Source organism: Kitasatospora sp. NPDC057738, assembly GCF_042798815.1.
In the GTDB taxonomy this organism is placed as follows: Bacteria; Actinomycetota; Actinomycetes; order Streptomycetales; family Streptomycetaceae; genus Kitasatospora; species Kitasatospora lactacystinica.
The window spans coordinates 23,406-34,693 of sequence record NZ_JBHVJT010000083.1 but is presented as its reverse complement, the minus strand read 5'-3'; the positions used below and the strand labels follow the sequence as shown (position 1 = coordinate 34,693).

The 11,288-nt window shown below is 72.7% G+C and carries 13 protein-coding genes; 4 read left to right on the top strand and 9 right to left on the bottom strand.

Features of this window, described 5'->3' with window-relative positions:
* Positions 1 to 94 precede the first annotated feature (94 nt).
* From ACFVGO_RS33310 to ACFVGO_RS33300, 3 genes are all read right to left on the bottom strand, one after another.
* A complete protein-coding gene (locus ACFVGO_RS33310; RefSeq protein WP_380352803.1) occupies positions 95 to 1,321 on the bottom strand; it encodes a putative PEP-binding protein in 1,227 nt (408 codons plus the stop codon).
* Positions 1,322 to 3,298: an FAD/NAD(P)-binding protein gene (locus ACFVGO_RS33305; RefSeq protein WP_380635827.1), complete on the bottom strand. Its 1,977-nt coding sequence runs from the start codon at positions 3,296 to 3,298 to the stop codon at positions 1,322 to 1,324.
* 326 nt (positions 3,299 to 3,624) lie between these two features.
* A complete protein-coding gene (locus ACFVGO_RS33300) occupies positions 3,625 to 4,110 on the bottom strand; it encodes a ricin-type beta-trefoil lectin domain protein (protein ID WP_359897685.1) in 486 nt (161 codons plus the stop codon).
* A gap of 200 nt (positions 4,111 to 4,310) precedes the next feature.
* On the opposite strand from ACFVGO_RS33300, the gene ACFVGO_RS33295 reads away from it, so the two are divergent.
* Positions 4,311 to 5,414 (top strand): hypothetical protein, encoded by a 1,104-nt coding sequence (locus tag ACFVGO_RS33295; RefSeq protein ID WP_380635825.1) that lies wholly within the window; start codon positions 4,311 to 4,313, stop codon positions 5,412 to 5,414.
* 33 nt (positions 5,415 to 5,447) lie between these two features.
* On the top strand, positions 5,448 to 6,314 hold the full coding sequence (locus ACFVGO_RS33290; protein ID WP_380352809.1) for a DUF3592 domain-containing protein: 867 nt from the start codon (positions 5,448 to 5,450) through the stop codon (positions 6,312 to 6,314).
* A gap of 169 nt (positions 6,315 to 6,483) precedes the next feature.
* On the opposite strand, the gene ACFVGO_RS33285 is transcribed toward ACFVGO_RS33290, so the two are convergent.
* Positions 6,484 to 6,867 (bottom strand): VOC family protein, encoded by a 384-nt coding sequence (locus tag ACFVGO_RS33285; protein ID WP_359897682.1) that lies wholly within the window; start codon positions 6,865 to 6,867, stop codon positions 6,484 to 6,486.
* Between the two features lie 171 nt (positions 6,868 to 7,038).
* Between ACFVGO_RS33285 and ACFVGO_RS33280 the strand changes: the two genes are divergently transcribed.
* Entirely contained in the window at positions 7,039 to 7,380 is a 342-nt protein-coding gene (locus ACFVGO_RS33280) for an Ig-like domain-containing protein (RefSeq protein WP_359897681.1), read from the top strand.
* A gap of 159 nt (positions 7,381 to 7,539) precedes the next feature.
* Here ACFVGO_RS33280 and ACFVGO_RS33275 read toward each other — a convergent pair whose 3' ends face one another.
* The 5 genes from ACFVGO_RS33275 to ACFVGO_RS33255 form a co-directional block, all read right to left on the bottom strand.
* The gene (locus tag ACFVGO_RS33275; protein ID WP_380352811.1) at positions 7,540 to 8,046 is read right to left on the bottom strand and encodes a DUF2199 domain-containing protein; all 507 of its coding nucleotides are present in this window, start codon (positions 8,044 to 8,046) and stop codon (positions 7,540 to 7,542) included.
* A gap of 107 nt (positions 8,047 to 8,153) precedes the next feature.
* The gene (locus ACFVGO_RS33270) at positions 8,154 to 8,654 is read right to left on the bottom strand and encodes a GNAT family N-acetyltransferase (protein ID WP_380352813.1); all 501 of its coding nucleotides are present in this window, start codon (positions 8,652 to 8,654) and stop codon (positions 8,154 to 8,156) included.
* Between the two features lie 23 nt (positions 8,655 to 8,677).
* On the bottom strand, positions 8,678 to 9,094 hold the full coding sequence (locus tag ACFVGO_RS33265; protein ID WP_380635821.1) for an arsenate reductase ArsC: 417 nt from the start codon (positions 9,092 to 9,094) through the stop codon (positions 8,678 to 8,680).
* On the bottom strand, positions 9,087 to 10,211 hold the full coding sequence (gene arsB / locus ACFVGO_RS33260) for an ACR3 family arsenite efflux transporter (RefSeq protein WP_380635819.1): 1,125 nt from the start codon (positions 10,209 to 10,211) through the stop codon (positions 9,087 to 9,089). The genes ACFVGO_RS33265 and arsB overlap by 8 nt, the downstream gene beginning before the upstream one ends.
* The gene (locus tag ACFVGO_RS33255; protein ID WP_359897675.1) at positions 10,208 to 10,588 is read right to left on the bottom strand and encodes a metalloregulator ArsR/SmtB family transcription factor; all 381 of its coding nucleotides are present in this window, start codon (positions 10,586 to 10,588) and stop codon (positions 10,208 to 10,210) included. Before ACFVGO_RS33255 ends, arsB begins: the two co-directional genes overlap by 4 nt.
* Before the next feature lie 159 nt (positions 10,589 to 10,747).
* Between ACFVGO_RS33255 and ACFVGO_RS33250 the strand changes: the two genes are divergently transcribed.
* On the top strand, positions 10,748 to 11,185 hold the full coding sequence (locus ACFVGO_RS33250; RefSeq protein WP_359897674.1) for an ArsI/CadI family heavy metal resistance metalloenzyme: 438 nt from the start codon (positions 10,748 to 10,750) through the stop codon (positions 11,183 to 11,185).
* Positions 11,186 to 11,288: the final 103 nt, after the last annotated feature.

Genomic DNA, 11,288 nt, shown 5'->3' with positions numbered 1-11,288 from the left:
GGATGGGGTGGGCGAGAGAGGGGGAGGGGGGGGAGAGGCGCGCGGGCCGCTTTGGTTCGGGGGGGCGGGCCCCCCCCCCCCCCCCCCCGCCCGGTCAGGGCCGCGAGTCGAGCACCAGCTGCCGGAGTTCGGCGGTGCACATCATGTAGCCGTCCGGAGTGGGCACGTGGGCGAGGTAGTGGGCGAGGTCCGTGCCCAGCGCGAACACCTTCACCGGGGTCCCCGCGGCGCGGGCCGACTCCACCACCCTGCGCAGCCCGTCCAGGACGGCCGGGTGCCGGGTCTGGTAGGACTCCGCCACCAGGTGGTTGCCTCGGTCCGCGGCCAGGTAGAACTGCACCAGGTCCTTCACCCCGACGAACAGTTCGCTGGCGCCGGCGGCGCAGATCTCCGCCGTGGCGTGCACCGCCGCCGGTGTCTCGATGAACGCGGACAGCGGCACCCCGGCGGGCAGTTCGAGGTGCTTCCTGAGCTGGGCGAACTCCTCCGCGTCGTTGAGGAACGGGACGGAGAGGTGCACCCGGCCCGCGCCGTCGCCGAGCCGCTCGCGCAGCGAGCCGAGCATGGCGTGCAACGCCTCCCGGTAGGCGGTCGACCCCAGCAGCCAGCGTGCGCCGTGCAGGCCCAGCTCGGGGTTGGGCTCGACCGCGACCGGGGCCAGCTCGGTGACGCTGGCGGCGTGGTCGGAGCGGAGGTCGAGCATCCTCAGGATCAGCCGCTGGCCGGGCAGCAGCGCCTCGGTGAAGGCGCACAGCCGGTCGGCGAGCGCCCGCCCGTAGACCGCCGCTTCGGCCGGGCCGCCCTCCAGGGAGTCGAGCGGACTCAGGCCCGCCGCCAGGCAGAGGAACTCCTCCCGGATGAAGAAGCAGTCGACCCGCTTCGCGTCCGGCCCGCAGGAGTTGATCGCGCTGATGTCCTGGAGGTCCGCGATGACCGCGCACGCCGCGCCGAGGTCGGCCGGCGAGGGGACCCCGGCCCCGGCGTCCGCGTCGGCCCCGGCGCCCGCACCGGACTCGACGACGATCGACTCGCCGTCGAGGTCCAGCACCGCCTCGCCGACCAGGTCGTCGAGGTCCGCCTCGTCGACGCGGAGCACGGGAATTCCCCTGCCCCGGCAGAGCGACTGCATGTGGCCGGTCAGCCCGCCCGAACCGCAGACCACCGCGCGCGCCGCCACGATCGCCTCGTACAGGCCGGCGTCGAGGGAAGGGGCGACGAGGATGGATCCCTCGAGCGGATGTCTCGTGCGGTTGCAGGTGCCCCGCACTTCGCTCTGTGCACCACCGGTCAGCAGGGATCCCTGAATCCGTCGCCCGTCCACCTATTCCTCCTGTTCTTCGGCGGTCGCCATTCCCAGCTGTCGGCGCAGTTGTCGTGGTGTCACGGAGACATCGGTGAGTCGTTCGACCGCGGCCCGGTTGACGACCGCCCTCATCAGGCGGTCGTACCGGGCGGCATCCACCGCAGCGGCCGGACGTTCACCCATGGACCGGATACAGGCGTCCAGTCGGGAATCGAGCAGGTTCCGTTCAATTCGACCGCGCGAGGCCAATCTCCTGGCCTCCAGTACCACAGCGTCCTCGAATTCCCCCCGGGCCGCTTCCTCCAGATTGCCGACACCCCCGCGGCGACCGGCCACGCTTTCGGCCGTTCTTCCGGCCGTGCTTCCGGCCGTGCTTCGAGCCGGACTGCCCACCGAAGTCCACTCCGAAGTCCGAGCCGAACTCCGCTCCGCGATCCGAGCCGAAACGTCCTCTTCCACTTCCAGTTGCTCGATCACGTGCGCGGCTACCGCGATCGAATGGTTCTTGATGGCAGCGAGATTGAAGGTGAACGCACCGGTCCGGCCGTTCCGCACGATCTCGTCGCCCTCGCGCAGCGCGCCGACCGCGGACACCGGGCCCGCCACCCCGCCGGGGCCCAGCAGCACCCCCCGTCCGTCGACCTCCAGGCCGCGCCCGGTGCGCGCGTGGGGCTCCGCGATCCCCCGCCGCAGGAGGTTCCGCCAGAGCGGCCGGTCGACCCTGCTGTAGTCCGACTCCCGGCCGAAGTTGGACACCACCAGGTCGGCCTCGATGGTGTGCTCCTCCTGCGGGGAGGCGACCGACACGGCCAGCCGGCCCGACTCCGCCGGCCTGACCGCCTCCACCTTGCCGACGACCAGCCGCACCGCTCCGTCCGCCGCGTGCAGGGCGCGCTCGACGACCGCCATCGTGTACTCCAGCACCCCGACCCGCAGCGCGGCCAGCGCGGTGCCGAACTCGTCCAGCAGGCCCCGCAGTTCCGCGGTGGGGATGCGCTCGATGGCCTCGGGGAGGTGCGGCTCCCACGCCTTGACCACCCGCTCGGCGACCACCACCGGGGAGACGTCGGGATGCTCCCGGACGACCGTCGAGCACGCCGTGTCCCACTCGGCCCGGATCCGGACGAGGAACTCCTCACGGTTCCGGTACGGCTCCAGCAGCGTCTTCGGACAGGGCAGGCGCAGCACCCCGTGCTCGTGGCCGCCGGGGTACGTCCGGAACATCGTCCCGGTCCTGGAGATCAGATGGATCCTCCCGGTGTGGCCCTGGCGCAGCAGCAGGCCCGCCGAGTCGTAGGCGCTCAGCACGGAGCCGACGATGGCGACCGTCGACTCGGACGGGAGCGAGACGAGCTTGCGGATTCCGGCCGCCGAGTAGGGGTTCCGCACGAAGGAGGCGTGGGTGCGGACCTCGGAGGCGAAGACCGGCTCCCGGAGTTCGAGGCCGGTCGCGAGGACGACCTGGTCGGCGCGGAGCACGGTCACCTCCGGGCTCCGGTCGGCTTCGCCCCCGCGGCCCGACGACTGTTCGATCGTCACATCGACTCCGGTGGGCCGGACTTCCAGGTCGACCGCCTCGCCCTCCGCTTCGACGAGCACGACACCGGGAAGCGCTTCGCGCCTCGCCTCGGCCAGCCGGTCGCTCAGGTAGTCCTGGAAGATCCGCCGGGGCGCCGGCCCCTGCTCGACGAACCGGAGCCCGGCCCAGGGCTCCGGCCAGCCGCTGCGGTCGGCCTCGTGGTTGGCCCAGCGGACGAAGTCGAGGACGTCCTCGCGGAACACCGACATCCGGCCCGCCTGGATGTTGAACACGTAGTCCCAGGGGTTGCCGTCCCGGTGGTAGGCGACGCCCGCCGAGCGGTAGTCGGAGCGTCGTTCCAGCAGGACGATCTCCAGCGGTCTGCGCGCGAAGCAGAGCAGCCGGATGGCCGTGGCGGTGCCGGCCAGGCCCGCCCCGACTATGAGGACTCTTGGACGCGTACCCGTTCGACTCATGGTCAAGCCTCCGCATCGAAGGATGGGAACCCGGCTCTCCTGTCCCGAACGCCGGGCACGTGGTCTGCTGAGGAAGTGCGGCTCGGACGGAGCGACGCGCTGTCCGAAGTGCCCCAGGATCCTAGAACAGGTGATCCGCCGACCATGACGACTTGTCACGAAAGACGAGTTGGACCGGTACGCCGCGCTCGGCCGGGACTTCACCGCCGTGTACGACTGACGGCGGCGCGGCCGCGGCCCGGCCCCGACGCCGTTCGGCGTTGTTCGACGCCGTTCGGCACCGTTCGGCACCGTTCGGCGGCGGGCCGCGGCGGGGGAACCCTCCGTCACTTCTGGTACGGCGTCCACTCCTGGGCCGGGTTGTCGTCCAGCGGCTCCAGGGTGACCGGCTGGTTCGGACCGTTGGCCTGGAGGCCCGTGCGGCGGTCCTTGACGCTCTCGACGACGGTGCGCTCGGAGCCGATGTCGAAGATCCACCGCTGGGCGGGGTCGTTCGCGTTGCAACCCTTCAGGGTCACGGGGTTCCCGACACCGTTGTCGGTGACGCACCGGTCGTAGTGGGTGCCCTTGATGCGGAAGCTTCCGTCGTCGAGCTGGCTGATCACCCAGTCCTGGAAGGTGAGTCGGGCGTCCCGGGTCCAGACCTCGCCGCCCTCGTACTCGTCGAGGTTGGTGCCGTCGCTCGACACCTGGAGGGACACGGCGACCGGGTCCCGCGGGGCGGCCGTGGCCGGGCCGCCGCCGAGGGCGGTGAGGCCGGCGAGGGCGACGGCGGCCGCGAGGACGACGGCGGGCTTCTGGGGGATTCGCACTGCTGCTCCTGGTTCGGGTGTTCGGGGGTTCACGGGCCGGCCGGTCGGAGCCGGTCCGCCGTGAAGTCAGGGGCAGGGCGGGCCGGTTGGGCCGGCGGCACGCGGGACGCCCCGACCGATTCCGGCGTTTCACTGGGACGGCGCAAGCTTGTCGGCTCCGGGCCTGTCCGCCGTCGCTCCCGCCCGGCACAATCACCGGTATGACGATCACCACCGGTGCGCCGCCCACGCGCAACACGCCGGTCGCCCTCGCCCGCGGCTTCCTGACCGGAGGCGTGATCGGAGGATCGCTCGCCGCGATGGTCGTCGGCGTCGTCGTCGACGAGCCGGCGCTGTTCGTCGCCGGCCTGGGCCTTCCCATCGCCTACGGCCTGCTGCTCCTCCTCGCCGGCCTGCCGCGACGGGCCCGGGAGGCGGCCGTCGTCCCGCGGACGGCGCTCGCGATGATCGAGAGCCTGGACGTCCCGACGGGCGAGGTGACCGACCGGGCGGTGCGGTTCGACCTCACCGTCGTGCCGGACGAAGGCCCCGCGTTCCGGGCGGAGTTCACCCAGGACATCCACGTCGCCGACCTCCCCGACTACCGGCCGCGCGGCGTCCTGGTGGTCCGCTACCCGCCGGACCGGCCGGCAGCCGTGCGCATCGTGAAGCGGCCGACCCCGGAGTGGGAGGAGCGGGCGGCCGGGGCACTGCTCGACTCCGCGCCCGCCTCGACCAAGGTGAGCGAACCGTCCGACAGCTGCGCCGTCCCCTTCCTCGGGTTCCTCGGTCTGCTGCTCGCCGCGGCGGCCGTCGTCCTCCTGTTCCGGGTGGACCTGTTCGAGGACGAACCCGCCGGCCCGCCGTCCTCCTCCGCGAGCCCCTCGGCCTCGGCCTCCGCCTCCTCGTCGTGGTCGACCAAGGTGGTGACGGCCGGGTCCGGCACCGTCGTGCTCGGCCCCGGGCAGTCCTTCCTCGACGAAGGCGAGTTGGGGCGGGCCGTCAACTCGTTGACGCGGAACGGCGAAGCGGGCCCGGTGACGACCCTGCAGGTGACGGACAGCCTGCTGGCGCTGACGTTCTCCTCGACCGACTCGAAGGCCCGGGAGTTCGATCCGCTGTCACTGCCCTACGAGCGGTTCCCGGCCCTGGTCGACGAGGCCAGGACCACCCTCGGCGTCCACGCCCCGCAGGCCTGGAGCATCACCGTCCTCCGCACCAACGGCCCCGTCACCATCACGGTCACCGTGGCCGGGCCCGGGGGCGCCGCCGTGCTGGAGGCGGACGGACAGGGCCGGGTGCTGCGGCGCACCTCGGCGCACTGAACCACGGACAGGACGGACGGGAGCGGGGCGCACATGAACTGGCACGGAATCCTGGCCCTGTGGTGCGGGGTGTTCGGCGCCGTGGCGCTGGTCGGGTACGGCCGGTCGCTGGCCGGCCTGACCAAGGCGCAGCGGGCCGTACGGGTGAAGGGGCGGATCGAACGGGTGGGGGAGCCGCGCAACGGGAGCTCCCCGAACGACGGGATAGCGGTGGTCGTCCGCTTCCAGGACCCGTCCACCGGCGAGGAGTTCGTCGTCACCAACGACAGCGGGACCGGCGACCGGATCAGCACGGCCTGGGTGGGCCGGGAGGTCGGGATCCGCTACCCGCGCGGGAGGCCGCACGCCTTCCGGTTCGTCAGCGACCTCCAGGCGGGGCGGCGGGGGCTCGCCTGGCCCCACACCGCGGTGTTCCTGATCTACGTCGGGCTGGTGGTCGTCCTCTCGATCGACCGGGGCTGGCCGTGGGCCCTGGTCGCGACCTGCGGTCCGGCCACCGTCCTCGGCGCGTTCTACCTGCCCGGGGAGAAGCAGACGACGAAGAAGCGGCTCGCCGAGTTGTCCGCCATGCTGCCCGTCCCTGGGCGGGTCGTCGCCGTCCTCAGGAACGTCGAGAGCGACGGGGAGGGCGGCACCCAGAGCAGCCGGACGCCGGTCGTCGCCTTCACCACCGAGGAAGGGACGGCCGTCACCGCCTACTACCCCTCGGGCCTGCCGGACTCCGCCGTCCCGGTCGGCGGGGACCTCACGATCCACTACTCCCCCGCCGACCCGGCCGACTTCACGCCGGACCTCGCGGCCACCCGCCGGTCCGTGGCGGGGAACGTCGGCTGCGCGGTGACGGTCCTGGTCGTCGCCGCGGCGACGACCGTCACGGGCGTGGTCCTGCTCCGCCTGTAGCGCTCGACGGCCCGCCAACGGCCCATCGCCGGAGGGGCGGTGGGCCGTCGAGGAGGCTCCGCGTGCGCGCCGCCGTCCGTCCCGCCGTCCGCACCGCCGTCCGCACCACCATCCGTCCCGCCGTCCGCACCGCCCCGGCTCCGTGCGCGCGTGGCCCGCCCCGGCACCCTCAGGGGTGCGCGGCCGCCCGGTCGGAGTCGCTGCGCAGCACGCAGAACTCGTTGCCCTCGGGATCGGCGAGGACCGCCCAACCCGAACCGTCGGGGTTCCGGTGGTCGCCGACGAGGGCGGCGCCGAGGCCGAGCAGCCGCTCCACCTCCTGGTCGCGCGAGGTCTCGGGCCGCAGGCACAGGTGGACCCGGTTCTTGACCGTCTTCGCCTCGGGCACCTGGTTGAAGTACAGGACCGGGCCCTCCGCCAGCAGCACCTGGGTCTCGTGGTCCCCCGGCCGGCAGTCGGGGTCCAGCGGCCTGCCGGTCACACCGCTCCAGAAGCGCGCCAGCCCATAGGCGTCCGCGCAGTCGATCGCCACGTTCTGCAGTACCGAAACCATGCGCGCGAGTCTCCCCGATCCCCGCCCCGAACTCCACCGGGTTGTCCCGGTCTCCCGCCCGTGCGGCCCGGGCTGCCCGTGCGGCCCGGGCGGCGTCACGGCCCGCGTGCAAGCCGTCACGGACGTGCCTACGGTGGAGGTAGTAGCCCAGAGCATCCGGGAGGTTACACCATGACTTCCGAGAAGAAGCCAGTCCAGCTCACAGCACGTACGGTCAGCGGCCACGTGGTCGCCCACGCCCCGATCAGCGGCGACTTCGAGGCCACGCTGACCGACACGGACGGCAAGCCGATCGTGGGGCGGGAGATCACCTTCTACAGCACGGCGAGCGGCCAGCGGGTCGGCTCCGCGACCACCGACCAGAGCGGGATCGCCAAGCTGAACTCCGGATCCAAGATCCTCGACCCGGTCATCGTCGCCAGCACCCTCGCCACCGGCTGCGAAGCCCGGTTCGAGGGCGACGACGAGTACCAGGCGGCCTCCGCCCACGCCGGCACCGCGGTCGGCGTCTGACACACCTCGACCGGCCGTGCGCGCACCGGCCGGCCACGGCACCGCGCGGCATGCACCGCGCACCGCGAACCGCGCGCTGCGCACTGCGCACCGTGGCCGGCTGTTGCGTACCGTCGGCGGGAAGCAGCGGCCCGGGGACGGTCGGCGAGCCGGAGGCCGTCAGCCCCGAAGGAGCAGGTCCGCGAATTCCCGCACGCGGCCGGTGGTGATCCCTTCGCGCTGCTCGACCGCGAGGGGATGATCGGTCGGTTCCAGTTCGATCAGCGGACGCCGGCCGACCGCGCGGGTGTGGACGTGGGTCTTGAGCAGGAGGGTCGAGTCCGGATAGACGGGCAGCTCGGAGGAGAGCCAGCCGAAGTACGGGGGCTCCTGCTCCCGTGCCGGGTCGTCCCACAGGTCGTGCGTCCGGGCGAAGTTCTGCTCGCTCAAGGAGACCCACACGCCCCACGAGAACGTGTCGCCGCTGTCACGCACCGGTATCTCGATCAGGCCGTGGACGTAGAAGTGCCGGCCCTTGACCACGCACTGGTCGGCGGTCAGCTCGCTGTCCCGGCGCCGGGAGTACCGCGGCTTCCAGCCCACCGGCGCCGGAGCCCCGTAGGACAGCGGCGGGCCGTCGTGGCGTTCCGCGCAGCACGCGCACGTGTGGTGGTCGTCGGCAGTCATGGTGCGAGCCTAACGGGCTGGTCAGAGGCGGTTCGGGGGTGGTCCGGCAAGCGGTCCGGCGGGCCGTTCGGCAAGCGGTCCGGCGGGCCGTTCGGTCAGCGGTCCGGTCAGCCGACCGCCGGGCTGCGGCGCTCCAGGAGGACCACGTCGCGCCAACGCCCGTGGTGCCGGCCGATCCGCTCGCGCGTCCCGATCACCCTGAACCCGGCCCTGGCGTGCAGGGCGAGACCGGCCGTGTTCTCCGGGAAGATCCCGGACTGGATCGTCCAGATCCCGGCCCGCTCGGTGGAGGCGATCAGCGCCTCCAGGAGGGCGGCGCCGACGCCCCGCCCCCGCGCGTCGGGATGGACGTAGACGGAGTGCTCGACCACCCCCGCGTACGCGCTCCGCTCCGACACCCGCGCCACCGCGGCCCAGCCGAGCACCCGGTCGAACCCGTCGAACCTGTCGAACCTGTCGAACCCGTCGAGGGCGACGAGGCGGTGCTCGGCCATGCGAGCCGCGTCGAACGCCTCCCAACTCGGCACGCCGGTCTCGAAGGTGGCGTCGCCGCCGTCGATGCCCGACCGGTAGATCTCCAGGACCTGCGCGGCGTGCGCCGGGGTCATCGCGGCGACGTTCACCACCCCGCTCACACGGCGGCCTCGATGCCGAGTTCCGCCATCAGGGCGCGGACACGCTGCTCGATCGCGTCGCGGATCGGGCGGACGGCGTCGACGCCCTGGCCCGCCGGGTCCGCCAACTGCCAGTCCAGGTAGCGCTTTCCGGGGAAGTACGGGCAGGCGTCGCCACAGCCCATCGTGATCACCACGTCCGAGGCCCGGACCGCCTCGACGGTGAGCACCTTGGGCGTCCCGGCGGAGAGGTCGATCCCCACCTCGGCCATCGCCCGGACCACGGCCGGGTTGACGGATTCGGCGGGCGCCGACCCGGCCGACCGGACCTCGACCCGGTCCCCGCCGAGCCGGGTGAGGAAGGCGGCGGCCATCTGGGAGCGGCCGGCGTTGTGCACGCAGACGAACAGCACGGACGGCTTGGACTCAGACACGGGCGGAACCTTCGGGTTCGGGGGCGGTGGTGGAGGTGGTGGGGGTGGCGGTGGCGGGCCGGGGGAAGTACCGGCGGGCGGCGAGGGCCACGTGGACGAGGCCGATCAGGACGGGCACCTCGATCAGCGGGCCGACCACTCCGGCGAGGGCCTGGCCGCTCGCGGCGCCGAAGGTGGCGATGGCGACGGCGATGGCCAGTTCGAAGTTGTTGCCCGCCGCGGTGAACGCGAGGGTGGTGGCGCGCGGGTGGTCCAGTCCCACCGCGCGGCCCAGCGCCAGGGAACCGGCCCACATGACGGCGAAGTAGACCAGCAGCGGCAGCGCGATCCGGGCGACGTCCAGGGGCTGCGCGGTGATGGCGCGGCCCTGGAGCGCGAACAGGACGACGATCGTGAACAGCAGCCCGTACAGCGCGAACGGGCCGATGCGCGGCAGCAGCGCCGTCTCGTACCAGGCACGGCCGCGGGCCTTCTCGCCCAGGCGGCGGGTGAGGTAGCCGGCGGCGAGCGGGATGCCGAGGAAGATCAGCACGCTGCGGGCGATCTCCCACACCGGGACGTCGAGCGCGGTCCGCTCCAGGCCGAGCCACCCGGGCAGCACGGACAGGTAGAACCAGCCCAGCGCGCCGAAGGCGACCACCTGGAAGAGCGAGTTCAGGGCGACGAGGACGGCGGCGGCCTCCCGGTCGCCGCCGGCCAGGTCGTTCCAGATGATCACCATGGCGATGCAGCGGGCGAGGCCGACGACGATCAGCCCGGTGCGGTACTCCGGCAGGTCGGGCAGCAGGAGCCAGGCGAGGGCGAACATCAGGGCGGGCCCGACGAGCCAGTTCAGCAGCAGGGAGGGGAGCAGCAGGCGGCGGTCGCGGGTGACGGTGTCCAGGCGGTCGTAGCGGACCTTGGCGAGCACCGGGTACATCATCACCAGCAGGCCGAGCGCGATCGGCAGGGAGACGCCGGTGACGGTCACCTTCGCGAGCGCGTCGCCCAGACCGGGGACGAGCCGGCCCAGGCCGATGCCGAGGACCATCGCGGCGAGGATCCACAGCGCGAGGTAGCGGTCGGTGAACGACAGCCGGCCGGCCACCGGGGCGGGCGCCCCCGCTTCGGCGCTCACTCGGCGGCGCCGAGGGACGCCCGGCGGGTGAGGATGCCCGCGAGGCGGTCGGTCGTCTCGGGGACCAGCCGGTAGTACACCCAGGTGCCGCGGCGCTCGGAGTCGATCAGCCCGGCCTGCCGCAGCAGCTTCAGGTGGTGGGAGATCGTCGGCTGGGACAGGTCGAAGGCCGGCGTCAGGTCGCAGACGCACACCTCGCCTCCGGCGCCGGAGGCGATCATCGACAGCAGCCGCAGCCGCACCGGATCGCCCAAGGCCTTGAAGAGCGGCGCCAGTTCGGCGGCCTGGTCAGCGTCCAGCGGGGCGCTCAGCAGCCGGGGGCAGCAGCCGTCCGCGGCGTCGTCCCGATCGAGCAGCGGGAGTTCCTGTTTCGACATGCTTCTATGTTGACGAATATCGATCCAGAGTGCAAGGTTGAATCGACAGATATCGATACAGACTCGTTCGGTCCTTTGCTCCCTTCCAGCCCTTTGCTCCCTTCGAGCCCTTCGAGCCCTTCCAGCCCTTCCAGCCCTTCCAGCCCGTTGGAGGCCACCGTGTCCCGTGTCCAGCTCGCCCTGCGCGTCGCCGACCTCGAAGGCTCCATCGCCTTCTACTCCAAGCTCTTCGGCACCGAGCCCGCCAAGCGCCGCCCCGGCTACGCCAACTTCGCCGTCACCGAGCCCCCGCTGAAGCTCGTCCTCATCGAGGGCGAGCCCGGCGAGGACACCCGCCTCGACCACCTCGGCGTCGAGGTCGCCTCCACCGAGCAGGTCACCGCCGCCACCACCCGCCTGCGCGAGGCCGGCCTCGCCACCTTCGAGGAGAACGACACCTCCTGCTGCTACGCCGTCCAGGACAAGGTCTGGGTGACCGCCCCCGGCAAGGAGCCCTGGGAGGTCTACGTCGTCAAGGCCGACGCCGACAGCCTCGGCAAGAGCGCCGCCGGCGCACCGGAGGCCTGCTGCACGGGCACCGGCGAGGCGTCCCGCTGAACCGCCCGGAGTGGGGGGGGGGGCCGGGCGAACTCCCCCCCCCCCCCCCCGGTCTCCCCCCCTCCCAACTCCTCCCCCCCCCCCCCCCCCCCCCCCATCACAA